The organism is Ruegeria sp. AM2 (genome assembly GCF_056540685.1).
Window position 1 is genome coordinate 149889 of the sequence record NZ_JBQFXE010000007.1, and the last position, 15376, is coordinate 165264.

Consider the following 15376-nt stretch of genomic DNA (forward strand, 5'->3'; position numbering starts at 1 on the left):
CCGTTCACCCCAGCCGCGATGGCGTCGCGGCATCATCGGGGGTGATCGGCTCTCGGACCCCGAGACCGCCTGTCCTGAACGCCGGGACAAGTGGCCGGGTGTTGCCGCCCGGCATAGATGAGAGAACTGTTATGACAGACACAAAACGCCCCGAATTCTTCACCTGCCACAATGGCGACAAGGCCCCCTTGCCGTTCAGCAAGGGCGAATACGACCGCCGCCTTGGCAAACTGCGCGCCATCATGGCTGCGCGAGACATTCCCGTCGTTCTGCTGACCTCGATGCAGAACATCGCTTACTACTCGGGCTTCCTGTACTGCGCCTTTGGCCGTCCCTATGGCTGCGTGGTGACGCAGGACGCCTGCGCCACCGTTTCGGCCAATATCGACGCAGGTCAGCCATGGCGGCGCTCGGTCGAGGACAACGTGATCTACACCGATTGGAAGCGCGACAATTACTGGCGCGCGGTCGCCAGCCTGATAGCAGGTGCCAAACGGATCGGGATCGAGAGCGATCACATGACCCTGGCCGCGCGCGATACGGCATTGGCGATGCTGGGTCAGCCCGAACTGATCGACATCGCACCCGACACCATGGCCGCCCGCATGGTGAAATCCGCAGAAGAGATTGAGCTGATCAAGGGCGGTGCCCGAACCGCTGACGTGGGCGGAGCCGCCATCCACACCGCCATCCGCGAAGGCGCAACCGAGATCGAGATCGCCATGGCGGGACGCGACGCGATGGAGGCCGAGATCGCCCGCGCCTACCCGGACGCCGAATACCGCGACACATGGGTCTGGTTCCAGTCCGGCCTCAACACCGACGGCGCGCATAACCCGGTGACCAAACGCGCGCTGCAAAAGGGCGATATCCTGTCGCTGAACACGTTCCCCATGATCTCGGGCTATTACACCGCGCTGGAACGGACCCTGTTTTTGGGCGAACCCGACGCCGAAAGCCTGCGCATCTGGAAGGCCAACGTCGCAGCCCACGAACTGGGCCTGAGCCTGATCAAGCCCGGTGCCACCTGTTCCGGCATCACCGCCGAGATCAACCGCTTCTTCGAAGATGAGGGCCTGCTGCAATACCGGTCCTTCGGCTATGGTCATTCCTTCGGTGTCCTCAGCCACTATTACGGGCGCGAGGCGGGTCTGGAACTGCGCGAAGATATCGACACGGCGCTGGAACCCGGCATGGTCGTTTCAATCGAACCGATGCTTTGGATTCCCGAAGGCCAACCCGGCGCGGGTGGCTACCGCGAACACGATATCCTCGTGGTTGGCGACGACGGGGCCGAGAACATCACGGGCTTCCCTTACGGCCCCGGCCACAACATCATCGGTGCGTAAGAGAACACGTAGGGTTCAAGGTCAGTGCTTCTCCGTGAGAGGTGCAGCCAAGCGATGATAACGCTCGGAGCGCATTGTCCGCTCCGAGCCCGACATGTGTAATGCTACAGGGATCACGAATGGCCGTTAAATTCGACATTCCTTGTTCAGCGTATTGCTGATCGAAGTGACGAACCGGTATTGTGAAGTTGCCACGTTAGCAAAAGAGCCGTCCCATCCACCTGCTTCTCGAACCGATCCGGATAATCGTGTTAAAGTCCTTATTTCGATTAAGAATTGCTTACTTGGGTTGTCAGTTTCATACCCATAGCATAGCAGCGTAGGCATCTCCCCATCGATATTGATCAATAGATCTTCCGTCGGCGGCAAAACAAATGGCCCCAGCTTGCTAGTTTTGTTAGTTGGATAGACTGCAAAAATCTCAAGCCCACGTAGTATCTGTAATGTTTGATTGCTCAGTGTTAGCTGTAACTGAGGGTTGGAGTCTTTGAAGAACTGTGCCGCGAATTTTGGTCGTAGCTTCAATGCTGCCGCCAACGTTTCAGTAGCATTCGCTGTACGCTGCGAACCCTCTGCAATAATCGGTGTATCCGCCTCAATTGAAGCAAGGCTAGTCGCACTGGAATTAGTGGCGTCCGAAATTTTTTCAAGATAATTTGCAACCGTTGCAGGATTAACGAGTGCATATATCGCAATTCCTAGTCCACAGACGGTAGCTATATTGGCGATCCAAGATAAGGGCTGGCTTTTAAATTCAATCGTCAATGAGGCAATTGCTTCGCGGGCGAAAGTAGTGAACTTTGATGTCTTCAACGTAGTATTGCCTTCATTTATCACTCTGAATCATGCTGAAATATTTGGACTTGGTTGACCACCCAAAATTTTTACCGAATTCAATAATCAACATTCCTCGCGTGCTTAACTTTAAGAGTCTCTGGGGGAGGTTGATTTAGTTAAAGCAGACGTTGATCGTTCCTAGACGAACTGCAGCTTTGCCCGCTTCGCGGACGCTCAGCTCCCAGTAGCTTCGCCCAACTGCATTACGAAATGCGAAAGGCAGTTGCGACAAACGCCCCCTTACCGCAGCGCACGTTCGTGAAAGATAAACCCCAGAAAGTTCAGCAACAGCTGCGCGGCCAGAATCTGGGTGCTTTCGGTCGGGTCGTAGGCCGGGGCCACTTCGACCAGATCGATGCCCGCGACGTCCCCGCGCTTGGCCAGCCCCTGTAGTATCTCCAGCACATCGTAATAGAGAAACCCGCCATGGCTGGGCGTGCCGGTACCGGCCGCAATCGACGGGCAGAACGCGTCGATATCGATGGTCACATAATACCGCGCACCTTGCGGGATACGCGCCAGAACCGCCTCGGGTCCTAGTTTGCGCACCTGCCGCACCGACAGGATATCCGACCCGCGCGCGCGGGCATCCTCATACCCCTCCTTCGCAGTGGACGAGACATTGCGAATGCCCAACTGCGTCATGCCCGAGACATAATCTTTCTCGATCGCCCGTCGCATCGGGTTGCCGTGCCCGACGGTCACCCCGTGGCGTTCATCGACGAAATCCAGATGCGCGTCGATCTGAATCACATGGATCGGCCCGTTCTGCGCGCAATCCTCGGCAAAGGCGTTGATGCAGGGGATGTTGATTGAATGATCCCCGCCAATGGTGACCGGCAAGGCACCGGCGTTCAGGATCTTCTCGACCCCGAACTGAATGTTGGCATGGCTCTCGTCAGTTTTGGTGTGGATGATATCCGCATCGCCCAGATCGACAATCCGCACCGAGCTATCCAGATATGTCGCGTCATCCTCGTGATCATAGGCCCCGGCATGGCCGAAGCTGAACAGCGTTGAAGCTTCTCGTACCGCCCGCGGCCCAAACCGCGCCCCGGGCCGCCACTGGGTACCAAAATCAAACGGCGCGCCCAGAATGGCGATATCAGCATCGATATCGTCCCAGTCCTGAACGTAAGGAGACTTGGTAAAAGTCGAAATCCCGACGAAGGGCAGATTCAGCCTGCCTGAGTCATAACCGTGATCCTGCAAGAGCGATCCCTTTCCAAGATTTGCGCGTGGATGTCACACGAGCAATCTAGTCGAGCAAACTCTTTCACGTAACCCGAAATTCCATCGAGTGTCGGCTTTGACTGCCTTGGTATCAAGGGCGCAAAACGAAACTGACCCGCCATTGGGGGCGGGTCAGCATCCGTGAGTTGTTGATCTTAGTCGTATAGAACGGCCGAGATCTTCGGATCGTCAATGTTCGAGGCATCGTAGTAGAAGAAGCCGGTGTCGATCAGGGCTGGAACCTCTTCTCCGTTCAGTGCCGCGACCGCAGCCTTCACTGTTTCGTAGCCGATTCCGACCGGGTTCTGAGTGATCGCGCCTGCCATCAGACCGCTTTTGATTGCGTCTTTCTGAGCTTTGCCGCTGTCATAGCCGATGATGATCAAACCCTCGGTGCCCAGCTCCTGTACCCCGTTCACCACACCGATGGCCGAGCCTTCGTTGGTGCCAAAGATACCGTTCAGATCAGGGTTTGCTGTCAGGATCGCCTTGGTCACTTCGGTCGATTTCAGATGATCGCCCTGACCGTATTGTACTGTAACAACTTCGATGTCAGGGTATTTTTCGGCAATGCGGTTGACGAAGCCATCGCGGCGATCAATGCCGGTGCGGCTGGTCTGATCGTGGGCCACCACGGCGACTTTGCCTTTACCGCCGAGTTTCTCTGCCATTTTGTCGGCAGCCAGACCAGCAGCAGCCAGGTTATCGGTTGTTGCGGTCGAAAGAGGGATATCGCTGTCGACGCCGCTGTCGAATGCGATGATCGGGATACCCTTGTCATTCGCCTGACGCAGCAGCGGGATCGCCGCCTGGCTGTCCAGTGCAGCAAAGCCGATCGCCTTGGGATTGTTGGCCAGAGCGGCAGCCAGCATGTCGATCTGGCGGTCCACCATGGTCTCATTGTCCGGGCCTTCAAACGTGATCGTGACGTCGAACTCGTCAGCCGCCTGTTCCGCGCCGGATTTCACCGCCTGCCAGAACTGGTGCTGGAAGCCTTTGGACACCAGCGGGATATAGATTTCCTCGGCAGTGGCCATCGAAGCCGGGGCTGCAAGGGTGGCGGCGCTCAGCGCCCCCAGAATGAAACGACGTGAAAACATGTTTTTCTCCTCCACAGTTGGTCGTTTTGTTGTTAGTTTCTTCAGCCGGACTTTTTGCGCCGCGCCATGTCAGCATAGACCGCCAGAATGATGATTGCACCGGTGACAACCGTCTGCCACTCCTGCGCCACGGACAGGACACGCAGCCCGTTGGTCAGCACTGCCATAATAAGTGCTCCGATCAGAGTGCCCAAAATGGTGCCGCGTCCACCCGACAGCGACGTGCCGCCGATCACCACAGCCGCAATGGCCTCAAGCTCGTACCCCAGACCCAGCGCGGGCTGCGCCGAATTCAAACGCGAAGCAATCAAGATGCCGCCGATGCCACAGATTGCACCCGCCAGCGCATAGATGCGCATCTTCCATGCGTCCGTGTTCACACCCGATAGGCGCACTGCTTCTTCGTTCGAACCCAAAGCAAATGTGTAGCGGCCCAAAACCGTGCGGCTGAGGATATAGGATGCCGCAATTGCCACCAGGAACAGGATCAGCACGCCGTTCGGAATGGGCAGCGCCGGGAAGACCTCTCCGATCAGCGACCCACGCGAGATCTGGTCAAAGCCCGGCGTGTCGTTGAAATAGATCGGTCGAGTGCCCGAGATCACCAGCGACAGGCCTTTGAGGATTAGCATCATGCCCAGGGTGGCGATAAAGGGCGGAATTTTCATCTTTGCGACGAATGTACCCGAGCAGAGGCCACAGAACGCGCCCGCAGCAATGGCCGCAGCCACGCCCAGCAATAGTGGCATCCCCAAATAGGTCAGCACTACGCCCGCGATCACTGCGCAGAAAGTCATCAATGTCCCCACGGACAGGTCGATGCCGCCGGTAATGATGACCAGCGTCGCTGCTACAGCCAACACCCCATTGACAGATGTCGCCTGCAGAATGGCGATCATGTTCGAGGTCTGCATGAAATTCGGCGATGCGATCGAGAAGCCGATCAGCAGCGCTATCAAACTGGCAAAAGCCAGCAGCTTTTGATACGCGCTGCTGTCGGACAATCCCGCGAGTGGTTTTTTCTTTTCGACGTCTGTTGCCGCGGTCATTGTGGTGCCCCTGTTACCTGCATCGCCGCCGCTCGCTGCGTGGCCAGATGCATGATGTCTTCCTGAGTGGTGTCTTGGCCGCCGGGCAGAATCCCGGTCAGCCGCCCTTCGCACATCACCGCAATGCGATGGCTGAGGCGCATGATCTCGGGCAATTCCGACGAGATCACGATGATCGTCTTGCCTTGTTCCGCCAGTTCTTCCAGCAGTTTGTAAATCTCGGATTTCGCGCCAACGTCGATGCCGCGCGTCGGCTCGTCGAATATCAAAATATCGCAATCCCTAAGGAGCCATTTGGCGATGACGACCTTTTGCTGATTGCCGCCAGACAACAGCCGGACCTCCTGAACGTCGGAAGGTGTTCGAATGCCAAGCTGCTGAATATATTTTTTGGCGGTGTCACTGATTTCGCCGTCGTGCAAAACTCCGCCTGCACCGGTGAACAAGTCCATCGACGCAAGCGCGATGTTGTCGCGCACGTTCATACCTGTGGCGAGACCAAAGTGCTTTCGGTCTTCGGAAAGGTACCCGATCCCAGCCTTGACGGCGTCAGTCGGAGTTTTGATCGATACCACTTGCCCATGTACCCGGATTTCGCCGCTGTCCTTTGGATCAGCCCCGAATATGGCGCGTGCGACTTCGGTACGACCTGCACCCATCAGTCCGGCAAAGCCCAGAATCTCGCCCTTTTGGACGGAAAAACTGACATCTTGAATCTCTTTGTCCCGGTTCAAACCGGTGACTTGCAGGGACATCTCGGCGTCACCCAGATCAGGAACGTCAAGCGGTTCTTCTTTGACTTCGCGGCCCACCATCATGGCGATGATCTGCGTGATCGGCGTTTCGGCGGCTCGCACTGTTCCCACATATTCCCCATCGCGCATGACTGTCACGCGATCAGATATCTGCTTCAGTTCGTCCATCTTGTGGCTGATGTAAACGATCCCAACACCTTCGGCCTTGAGGCGGCGAATGATCACGAACAGCTCGGCAATCTCGGCGTCATTCAGAGCGGCCGTTGGCTCGTCCATAACCAGAACCTTGGACCGAAAGGACAATGCCTTGGCGATCTCGACCATCTGCTGTTTTGCAATGGTCAGACTGCCCACCAAAGCCTTGGGATCAAGGTTTAGGTTCATCGATGCGAATATTTCGGCGGTCTGCGCATTCAACGCGACCTCGTCCAGACGCCCAAAGCTCTTGCGCGGCTCTCTCCCGATAAAGATGTTCTGAGCAACCGTCAGATCGTTCATCAGGCTCAGTTCCTGATGGATGATCCCAATGCCCAGATCCTGCGCTGCGCGCGGGGTTGTGGGGCTGGCCTCGTGACCTTCGATTTTCAGGGTACCGCCGTCTCGTTGATAGATACCCGACAGAATCTTCATCAACGTGCTCTTTCCGGCCCCGTTCTCGCCCATCACAGCGTGAACTTCGCCCGGTTCAAGATCGAACTGCACGGATTTCAGCGCGTGCACGCCGGGGAAGAATTTATCAATCCCCGCCATTTCGACCAATTTCGTCATCTTTCCTCCCATTTGCCCTTATCCGTTGGGCCAAACGTCCATTACATCACCGCGCCGATTTGCCAGGGGACAAATTCGACGCCCCCAAAGCCAAGTTCTTCGCTTTTTGTCTTTTCGCCCGAGGCGACGCGGATCAGAATTTCAAACAACTCTTCTCCTTTGGCCTCGATGCTGATTCCGTCGGTCACGATGTCGCCGCAGTTCAGGTCCATGTCATCGGCCATACGGGTATACATTTCCGAATTTGTCGCCAACTTGATGCAAGGCGTCGGCTGATACCCCGAAACCGAGCCGCGGCCGGTGGTGAACACGATCAGATTTGCGCCCGAGGCCACTTGTCCAGTGACCGAACACGGATCAAAACCCGGACTATCCATGAAGACAAAACCGCTTTTGTCGATCATCTCACCGAACTTGTAGACCCCACGCAGCGGCGCGGTGCCTCCCTTTGCAACCGCACCAAGAGATTTCTCAAGGATGGTGGTAAGACCACCGCGCTTGTTGCCGGGGCTTGGGTTATTGTCCATCTCGCCGCCGTTTCGGGCAGTGTAGTCTTCCCACCAATGGATACGTTCGATCAGTTTTTCGCCGACAGCTACAGTCTCGGCCCGACGGGTCAGCAGGTGCTCTGCCCCATAAATCTCGGATGTTTCCGACAGGATCGTTGTGCCGCCATGGCGCACCAGAAGATCCGAGGCATATCCAAGCGCCGGGTTCGCGGTGATCCCCGAGTACCCGTCTGACCCGCCACATTGCATACCCACTGTGATGGCGCTGATCGGCGCCGGGGAACGTTCGACCTGATTGGCCAGCTCCGCAATACCGCGCAGTTCTTGCAGCCCGCGCTCGATGGTGCGACGTGTACCGCCCTCGTTCTGAATGGTCATATAACGCAGCGCGCCATCCGCGCGGATTGGGCGATCTCCGACAAGGTCGGCCACCTGCATCACTTCGCACCCAAGGCCAATCAACAGGATTCCCCCGAAATTGGGGTGCTGCGCGTAACCGGCCAGTGTTCGGAACAAAGTGGCATAGCCTTCATCCTTGCCGGACATGCCACAACCGGTTCCATGCACTATCGGCACCACGCCGTCCACATTTGGAAAACTGTCCAGCAACCCGGATTTTTCCGCAGCCTCGGCGATGAAGCGCGCCACAGAGCCCGAGCAATTCACGGTGGTCAGAATTCCGATGTAATTTCGCGTACCCACCTTGCCGTCGGTTCGGTGGTAGCCTTCGAATGTCCGGCTTTCGGCCAGCGCCGCCAGCGGAGCGTTCGCGCTGGCATGTGCATAGTCTTGCTGATGCGCGCCCATACCGAGGTTGTGCACATGGATATGCTCACCCGGGGCGATATCACTTTTGGCCTGCCCGATGATCTGTCCGTAGCGGATAATGTTTTCACCGGCTTTGATTCGGGCAATGGCTATCTTGTGGCCACGCGATACCGATGCCACAAGCGGCACCGGCACAGATGCAGGTCGCTCACCTGCCTCCAAGTCCCGCAATGCAATGACAATGTTGTCGTGTGGATTGAGCTTTAAGACGTCGCGCTCTGCCCCTTCCAAAACACTTATGCCGCTTTGTGCTTGCATCTTTTCCCCGCTTGCTTGGCTCACTCTGCTAAGCCCAAAATCATTACTTGTCAACTAACATGTTAGAATGCTAATCAGTCAACATGAATAGGCAACAAGACATAAACGCCGCTCTGCTTCCTGAGATCACAACAGCCGAAGGGTCGCTGACTCAGCGGGTTCACCACTCACTGAAACAAGCGATTCTATCGTTGGATTTTCCGCCCGGCGCGAATCTCCGTAAAGCACCTGTATGCGAGAGATTGGGCGTGTCGCGTGCACCCGTCGCCGATGCGATTGCGCGGCTGGCCTCGGAAGGATTGGTGGATGTGGTGCCGCAATCGGGCACTCGTGTGTCTTACTTTTCGATGGACGAGATTCGCGAAGGCGTTTTCCTGCGCGAGGCGCTTGAACTGGCGACAGTCGCCAAAGTTGCACTGGACCTGACCGATGATCAACGCAAGCGGCTAAGCCGCAACATGCGCCTGCAAGAATTGTTGATCGAAGATGAAGATGTCCCCGGCTTCTATCAGGCCGATGAAGAGTTCCACGGCCTGTTAATGGAATTCACCGGCTTCCGCCGCCTTGCGGACGTCGCCCAAACCGTTTCCTTGCAAGTCAGCCGTGCCCGTATGCTGTTGTTGCCGACGCCGGGACGGATCGCCGAGACACTGGCGGAACACCGGGCTGTTTTCGATGCCATAAGCAATCAGGATGAACAAGGCGCGCAGGACGCTATGCGCACTCACCTTGGACAATTGATGCCGCGTATCGAGCATTTGAAACAGCAAAAGCCACACTTGTTCAACCTCACCCCACAGCCAGATCGCGAGGCAGGATGACCGTTTCCCAGACAGAACTACTGAACAACCGTACCCAACGGCCCGTAGCCCTGACCCAAATGGGTTTCGGCGGCGCACCATTGGGGAACTTGTATAGAAAAGTATCCGATGATGATGCGCAAGCGGCCTTGCAGGCCGCGTATGACGCAGGCATCAGATTCTTCGACACCGCGCCGCAATACGGGCTAGGCCGATCCGAACACAGGTTTGGCGAGGCGATTGCCCGGTTTGGGCGCGAGAATATTCAACTATCAACCAAGATCGGCCGACTGCTTCTGGATTGTGAGCCGCATGAGGTGACGCCTGAGGCTTTCGTGGATGTCCCGCAAAAACGCATCGTGTTTGATTACACATATGACGGGGTCATGCGGTCCTACGAGGCCAGCCGCGAACGCCTTGGTGTCGCAAATGCGGATATCCTGTTGGTGCATGATGTCTGCGTTTTCAGTCAGGGCAGTCAGGAAATGTCGGACGCGAAGGTGCGCGAGCTGTTTGATGGCGGCGGCTACAAAGCGCTGGTCGAACTGCGCGATGCTGGTGAGATTGCTGCCATCGGCGCGGGCGTGAATGAATGGCAGGTCTGTGAAAAACTTTTGGGCCTTGGAGATTTCGACGGGTTCCTTTTGGCCGGGCGTTATACGTTGCTGGAGCAGGAAGCCCTCGACAGTTTCTTGCCACTTTGCGAAAAACGGGATGTCGGAATTATTCTCGGAGGACCGTATAATTCCGGCATTCTCGCAACCGGGGCAGTTCCCGGCGCCAAATACAACTATGCAGACGCGCCCGAGGATATTCTGGACCGGGTCAGAAAGATTGAAGCCGTTTGCCAGACGCATGACACGCCGCTAATTGCCGCGGCGCTGCAGTTTGTCCTGGGTCATCCTTGCGTCAAGACAGTTATCCCCGGGGCCGTCAGCGCATCTGAAGTACAATCCAACGTTGCCCTGATGGAGCGCGACATTCCTCCGGGGTTGTGGTCGGACCTCAGATCCGAAGGCTTGATCCGTCCCGACGCACCCCTGCCAAGCGAGGCCGCAGATGCTGCGTAACATCGACCCGATCCTGTCGCCGGATTTGCTTTGGACCCTGCGGACCATGGGCCATGGGGATGAGATTGTGATTGCGGACGCGAATTTTCCGGGCCACAGCACAGGTCCGGACTGCATTCGGGCCGATGGGTCTTCGGCCAGTGAAATTTTGCAGGCCGTGTTGTCCGTGATGCCACTGGACACGTTCGTACCCGATCCGGCATTGACCATGCAGGTGGTCGGTGATCCGAAGGCGGTTCCTGACGCTGTCGCCGACTTTCAGCGCATCATTGACGCAACGGCCGACAACCCAACCAAAGCGCAAGGGTTGGAGCGGTTCGCGTTCTATGATCGCGCTGCCAAAGCTTTTGCCATCGTGCAAACCGGCGAACGCAGGCTCTATGGCAATATCATTCTGAAAAAAGGCGTGATTGAATGAAAATCGACGCCCATCAACATTTTTGGGATTTGACGCGCGGCGACTATGGCTGGTTGACACCCGAACTGAGCGCGATCTACCAGAATTTCGAACCGGACGATCTGTCTCCCCTGATCAAGGAAGCACAGATTGACGGAACGGTTCTGGTGCAGGCCGCGCCGACAGTGGCCGAGACCGAATACTTGCTGTCTTTGGCTGATCGGACCGCATTCATCAGAGGTGTTGTGGGCTGGGTCGACTTCGAAGCCGACAACGCCGCCGGGCAAATTGCCGCTTTGGTCGCCCACCCGGCATTGGTCGGTCTTCGCCCAATGATACAAGACATCGCCGATCCCGAGTGGATGCTCGGCGACGCACTGACACCGGCTTTTGATGCGGTACAGCGGCACGACCTGACATTCGACGCCTTGACGCTGCCCCAGCATCTGGTCCCGCTCAAGCGGCTCCTTGGCCGTCATCCTGATCTGCGCGTGGTGATCGACCATGGATCTAAACCGTTGATCAAAGACGCAGTCTTAGGGGATTGGTCTGACAACATGGCCGCCTTGGCCCGAGATACCGGCGCATGGTGCAAGCTGTCCGGCCTCGTGACAGAGGCCACCGCGGACTGGACGATCGAAGACCTGCGTCCTTACGTGGACCACTTGCTGAACACCTTCGGCCCGTCGCGCCTGATCTGGGGCAGTGACTGGCCAGTCTGCACATTGGCCAGCAGTTACGAGCGCTGGTTGGAAACGACCGAATTGCTGCTGAGTGACCTAAGCAGCGCGGAGCACCAAGCAATAATGGGTGGCAATGCCGCCCGGGCATATAACCTCAGGGATTGAAATGACCATATCTACATTGGAGTCGAACGGACTGTGGCTGGGCCGCGTTGAATGCGCGGGGATCGGCCCCAGCGTGGTAACCCTGCGCGATGGGCAGGTTGTCGATATCACCTCAAAAACAGCACCTACCGTCCGCGACATTCTAGAACGCGACGATACGGCGGAGTATGTGCGCTCTGCACAGGGCGAAAACATCGGACCACTGGAAGCGGACCATGAATGGCTTGCCCCGTGCGATCTGCAGGCGGTGAAAGCTTGCGGCGTGACGTTTGCCGGGTCCATGGTCGAGCGCGTGATCGAGGAACAGGCGGCCGGCGACCCGGCCAAGGCAGACGTGATCCGAGCGCGCATCGGAGACCGGATCGGGGACAGCCTCTCGAACATCGTGCCCGGATCTGAAGCCGCCGCCGAGGTCAAGGACGCGCTGATCGCCGAAGGTCTCTGGAGCCAATACCTTGAAGTCGGGATCGGCCCCGACGCCGAGGTGTTCTCGAAGGCGCAGGTTTTATCCTCGGTCGGGCATGATGCTGATATCGGGCTGCACCCGATTTCGACTTGGAACAACCCCGAACCAGAGGTGGTTTTGGCCGTCACATCGCGCGGAGAAATCAAAGGTGCGACATTGGGCAATGACGTCAACTTGCGTGACGTCGAAGGACGCTCGGCCCTGTTGCTGAGCAAGGCAAAGGACAACAATGCCTCCTGCTCGATAGGACCGATGATCCGGTTGTTCGATGGTGGGTTCACCTTGGACGATGTGCGTAAGGCCGAGCTGACGCTGACCGTGACCGGGCCGGACGGCTTCGAATTGAATGGCAATTCGTCGATGTCACAGATCAGCCGCGATCCTGCCGACCTTGTAAGGCAGACTGTCGGACGACACCATCAATATCCTGACGGGCTGATGCTGTTTCTTGGCACGCTATTTGCCCCAACGCAGGACCGCGACACGCCCGGTGGTGGCTTCACTCATAAACTTGGCGATGTCGTCACCATCGCCAATGACCAACTTGGCGCGCTGACCAATACAGTGCGCCTGTCCACAGAATGCCCCGAATGGACGTTTGGGGCGTCTCATCTGATGCGAAACCTCGCCCAACGCGGGCTGATTTGAGAGAAAATGAACATGTTGACCGGAAAACACCTGATCGCCGGCGAATGGGTCGGCACTGATGCCACCTTTGCCTCTGAACCCGCGCACGGTCCCAGCCATGACTTTGCCATTGGCACGGCTGCGCTTGTCGACGCTGCTGTCGATGCCGCCGAGGATGCTTTTGCTTCATTCGGCTGGTCCACCCGCGCCGAACGCGCCGCGCTGCTGCACAAAATCGCTGACGAAATTGACGCGCGAGGGGATGCGATAACCGAGATCGGCACGCAGGAAACCGGGCTGCCCGAAGCGCGGCTGCAGGGCGAACGAGGACGCACCGTAGGTCAGTTGCGCCTGTTTGCGGATCACATCGAGGCCGGAGATTATCTGGATCGTCGCCACGATCCTGCGTTGCCCGATCGCGCGCCCTTGCCCCGCCCAGAGCTGCGCATGGTCCAGCGTCCGTTGGGTCCGGTTGCAGTATTCGGCGCGTCGAACTTCCCCTTGGCCTTTTCGGTCGCAGGGGGCGATACCGCTGCTGCATTGGCTGCGGGGTGCCCGGTTGTCGTCAAGGGGCACTCGGCGCATCCAGGCACCGGCGAGATTGTGGCCCAAGCCATCGACGCCGCAATCAAGGCGACAGGAACTCATCCCGGCGTTTTCTCTCTGGTTCAGGGCGGCAAACGCGATGTCGGCACCCGCCTTGTGCAACATCCCTTGATCCGAGCGGTTGGTTTTACCGGAAGTCTGGCGGGTGGGCGTGCCCTGTTTGATCTGTGCGCACAGCGCGACGAGCCAATCCCGTTCTTTGGTGAGCTGGGCTCGGTCAATCCAATGTTTGTACTGCCGCAGGCCGCTGCTGCGCGGGGTGCCGAGATCGGCACGGGTTGGTCCGGATCTCTGACCATGGGGGCCGGTCAGTTTTGCACCAACCCTGGAATTGCCGTCATCGTCGAAGGTCCGGATGCGGATGCGTTCCAGGCGGCAACCGAAACCGGCCTTTCCGCCGTAGCCAGCCAGACCATGCTGACCGACGGCATCGCTGATGCGTACAAAAAAGGTGTTGCCCAGATCGCCTCTGGAAACGGAGTGAAACATGTTGTCGATATGGAAAGTTCAGCGCGCTGCGCCGCGCCGAACCTGTTTGTCGTTTCGGGTGATGACTGGCTTGCCGACGCCAGACTGCACGAAGAGGTTTTTGGCCCAACGGGTATCATTGTACGGGTGCGGGACATCGACCAGATGCTGCAAGTCGCCCGATCTGTCGAAGGACAGCTGACATGTACATTGCAGATGGATGCAGAAGACACGGATACCGCGCGTAGCCTCGTGCCGTTGCTTGAGCGTAAAGCCGGACGATTGCTGGCAAACGGATTCCCAACAGGCGTGGAAGTGTGCGACAGCATGGTTCACGGAGGCCCCTACCCTGCCTCGACCAACTTCGGTGCGACATCTGTTGGAACATTGTCGATCAGACGGTTCCTGCGACCTGTGTGCTATCAGAATCTTCCTGTGGATTTGCTGCCAGAGTCGGTCTGATGAACGTCTTTAGAGACGAGAGTATGAGGAATAAGGGATGAAACTTTTGCGATACGGCCCGGCAGGCCAGGAGAAACCGGGATTGCTGGATGCGACTGGTGCAATCCGCGATCTGTCGGGTCAAGTGGATGATCTCGCGGGCGAGGCATTGTCGGACAAAAGCCTGGACATCCTGCGTGGTCTGAACCCGGAAACTCTGCCTGTTGTGGATGGTTCACCGCGTATCGGTGCCTGTGTCGGAAATGTTGGCAAGTTCATCTGCATCGGCCTCAACTATGCCGACCATGCAGCTGAATCCGGCATGGAACTGCCCGAAGAGCCTGTGATTTTCTTCAAAGCCACCTCGGCCATCATGGGCCCCAATGACACGGTCGAAATCCCACGCAACTCGGTCAAGACCGATTGGGAGGTCGAGCTGGGTGTGGTGATTGGCAAAGAGGCAAAATATGTCTCTGAGGACGAGGCGCTGGATCACGTCGCAGGCTATTGCGTAGTCAACGACCTGTCCGAACGTGACTTTCAGCTGCATCGTTCAGGGCAATGGGTCAAGGGCAAATCAGCCGACACCTTCGGCCCGATTGGTCCTTGGCTGGTGACAAGGGACGAAATTCCGGACCCTCAAAACCTGCCCATGTATCTTGAAGTGAACGGACATCGCTATCAGGACGGGTCCACCACGACGATGCATTTCGGAGTGGCGACCGTGATTTCGCATTTGTCACAGTTCATGTCTCTGCAGCCGGGTGATGTGATCTCAACCGGGACACCCCCGGGTGTTGGTATGGGGCAGGACCCGCAGACATATCTGAAACCGGGCGATCGGATTGAGCTGGGAATCGAAGGGCTGGGTGTTCAAACACAGGACGTCGTGGCGGGTTAACCGCTGATGCACGGACGCGCCCAACAGAAAGGCGCTGGCATGCAAACTGCCAGCGCCTTTTTTTGT

General features: G+C 57.5%; 14 protein-coding genes. 8 read left to right on the plus strand and 6 right to left on the minus strand.

The genetic code is table 11. The annotated features are described in order from the left end of the window. Positions 1 to 131 precede the first annotated feature (131 nt). On the plus strand, positions 132 to 1349 hold the full coding sequence (locus ACR0CR_RS14185) for an aminopeptidase P family protein (RefSeq protein WP_480600102.1): 1218 nt from the start codon (positions 132 to 134) through the stop codon (positions 1347 to 1349). A gap of 126 nt (positions 1350 to 1475) precedes the next feature. Here ACR0CR_RS14185 and ACR0CR_RS14190 read toward each other — a convergent pair whose 3' ends face one another. From ACR0CR_RS14190 to ACR0CR_RS14215, 6 genes are all read right to left on the minus strand, one after another. Further along, positions 1476 to 2162, minus strand: coding sequence for a hypothetical protein (locus ACR0CR_RS14190; protein WP_480600104.1), 687 nt, complete (start codon positions 2160 to 2162; stop codon positions 1476 to 1478). 264 nt (positions 2163 to 2426) lie between these two features. Next, complete coding sequence (gene speB, locus ACR0CR_RS14195) at positions 2427 to 3398, minus strand: agmatinase (protein ID WP_480600105.1); 972 nt, start codon at positions 3396 to 3398, stop codon at positions 2427 to 2429. A 176-nt stretch (positions 3399 to 3574) separates the two neighbouring features. Further along, positions 3575 to 4519: a substrate-binding domain-containing protein gene (locus ACR0CR_RS14200; RefSeq protein WP_480600107.1), complete on the minus strand. Its 945-nt coding sequence runs from the start codon at positions 4517 to 4519 to the stop codon at positions 3575 to 3577. A 41-nt stretch (positions 4520 to 4560) separates the two neighbouring features. Continuing rightward, complete coding sequence (locus tag ACR0CR_RS14205) at positions 4561 to 5568, minus strand: ABC transporter permease (protein ID WP_480600109.1); 1008 nt, start codon at positions 5566 to 5568, stop codon at positions 4561 to 4563. Continuing rightward, on the minus strand, positions 5565 to 7091 hold the full coding sequence (locus ACR0CR_RS14210) for a sugar ABC transporter ATP-binding protein (RefSeq protein WP_480600111.1): 1527 nt from the start codon (positions 7089 to 7091) through the stop codon (positions 5565 to 5567). Before ACR0CR_RS14210 ends, ACR0CR_RS14205 begins: the two co-directional genes overlap by 4 nt. A 41-nt stretch (positions 7092 to 7132) precedes the next feature. Beyond that, the gene (locus ACR0CR_RS14215; RefSeq protein ID WP_480600113.1) at positions 7133 to 8686 is read right to left on the minus strand and encodes a UxaA family hydrolase; all 1554 of its coding nucleotides are present in this window, start codon (positions 8684 to 8686) and stop codon (positions 7133 to 7135) included. 83 nt (positions 8687 to 8769) lie between these two features. Here ACR0CR_RS14215 and ACR0CR_RS14220 point away from each other — a divergent pair, with 83 nt between their 5' ends. From ACR0CR_RS14220 to ACR0CR_RS14250, 7 genes are read left to right on the plus strand one after another with little or no spacing between them, the layout of a single operon-like run. Continuing rightward, positions 8770 to 9507, plus strand: coding sequence for a GntR family transcriptional regulator (locus ACR0CR_RS14220; RefSeq protein WP_480600115.1), 738 nt, complete (start codon positions 8770 to 8772; stop codon positions 9505 to 9507). Continuing rightward, positions 9504 to 10556, plus strand: a complete 1053-nt coding sequence (locus tag ACR0CR_RS14225; RefSeq protein ID WP_480600117.1) for an aldo/keto reductase — start codon at positions 9504 to 9506, stop codon at positions 10554 to 10556. The genes ACR0CR_RS14220 and ACR0CR_RS14225 overlap by 4 nt, the downstream gene beginning before the upstream one ends. Next, positions 10546 to 10974, plus strand: coding sequence for an RbsD/FucU family protein (locus ACR0CR_RS14230; protein ID WP_480600119.1), 429 nt, complete (start codon positions 10546 to 10548; stop codon positions 10972 to 10974). The genes ACR0CR_RS14225 and ACR0CR_RS14230 overlap by 11 nt, the downstream gene beginning before the upstream one ends. After that, complete coding sequence (locus tag ACR0CR_RS14235; RefSeq protein WP_480600121.1) at positions 10971 to 11801, plus strand: amidohydrolase family protein; 831 nt, start codon at positions 10971 to 10973, stop codon at positions 11799 to 11801. Before ACR0CR_RS14230 ends, ACR0CR_RS14235 begins: the two co-directional genes overlap by 4 nt. A gap of 1 nt (position 11802) precedes the next feature. Further along, positions 11803 to 12915, plus strand: a complete 1113-nt coding sequence (locus ACR0CR_RS14240; RefSeq protein WP_480600123.1) for a fumarylacetoacetate hydrolase family protein — start codon at positions 11803 to 11805, stop codon at positions 12913 to 12915. A gap of 12 nt (positions 12916 to 12927) precedes the next feature. Then, on the plus strand, positions 12928 to 14430 hold the full coding sequence (locus ACR0CR_RS14245) for an aldehyde dehydrogenase (NADP(+)) (protein ID WP_480600165.1): 1503 nt from the start codon (positions 12928 to 12930) through the stop codon (positions 14428 to 14430). 37 nt (positions 14431 to 14467) lie between these two features. Beyond that, positions 14468 to 15310: a fumarylacetoacetate hydrolase family protein gene (locus ACR0CR_RS14250; protein ID WP_480600125.1), complete on the plus strand. Its 843-nt coding sequence runs from the start codon at positions 14468 to 14470 to the stop codon at positions 15308 to 15310. The last annotated feature ends 66 nt before the right edge of the window (positions 15311 to 15376 follow it).

What these genes read in the sequence shown, in the direction of transcription:
- ACR0CR_RS14230 (WP_480600119.1), top strand. Translation starts at nt 10,546, where the DNA reads ATGCTGCGTAACATCGACCCGATCCTGTCGCCGGATTTGCTTTGGACC.
- ACR0CR_RS14245 (WP_480600165.1), top strand. Translation starts at nt 12,928, where the DNA reads ATGTTGACCGGAAAACACCTGATCGCCGGCGAATGGGTCGGCACTGAT.
- ACR0CR_RS14210 (WP_480600111.1), bottom strand. Translation starts at nt 7,091, where the DNA reads ATGACGAAATTGGTCGAAATGGCGGGGATTGATAAATTCTTCCCCGGC.
- ACR0CR_RS14200 (WP_480600107.1), bottom strand. Translation starts at nt 4,519, where the DNA reads ATGTTTTCACGTCGTTTCATTCTGGGGGCGCTGAGCGCCGCCACCCTT.
- ACR0CR_RS14240 (WP_480600123.1), top strand. Translation starts at nt 11,803, where the DNA reads ATGACCATATCTACATTGGAGTCGAACGGACTGTGGCTGGGCCGCGTT.
- ACR0CR_RS14205 (WP_480600109.1), bottom strand. Translation starts at nt 5,568, where the DNA reads ATGACCGCGGCAACAGACGTCGAAAAGAAAAAACCACTCGCGGGATTG.
- ACR0CR_RS14235 (WP_480600121.1), top strand. Translation starts at nt 10,971, where the DNA reads ATGAAAATCGACGCCCATCAACATTTTTGGGATTTGACGCGCGGCGAC.
- ACR0CR_RS14220 (WP_480600115.1), top strand. Translation starts at nt 8,770, where the DNA reads ATGAATAGGCAACAAGACATAAACGCCGCTCTGCTTCCTGAGATCACA.
- ACR0CR_RS14215 (WP_480600113.1), bottom strand. Translation starts at nt 8,686, where the DNA reads ATGCAAGCACAAAGCGGCATAAGTGTTTTGGAAGGGGCAGAGCGCGAC.
- ACR0CR_RS14225 (WP_480600117.1), top strand. Translation starts at nt 9,504, where the DNA reads ATGACCGTTTCCCAGACAGAACTACTGAACAACCGTACCCAACGGCCC.
- ACR0CR_RS14185 (WP_480600102.1), top strand. Translation starts at nt 132, where the DNA reads ATGACAGACACAAAACGCCCCGAATTCTTCACCTGCCACAATGGCGAC.
- ACR0CR_RS14250 (WP_480600125.1), top strand. Translation starts at nt 14,468, where the DNA reads ATGAAACTTTTGCGATACGGCCCGGCAGGCCAGGAGAAACCGGGATTG.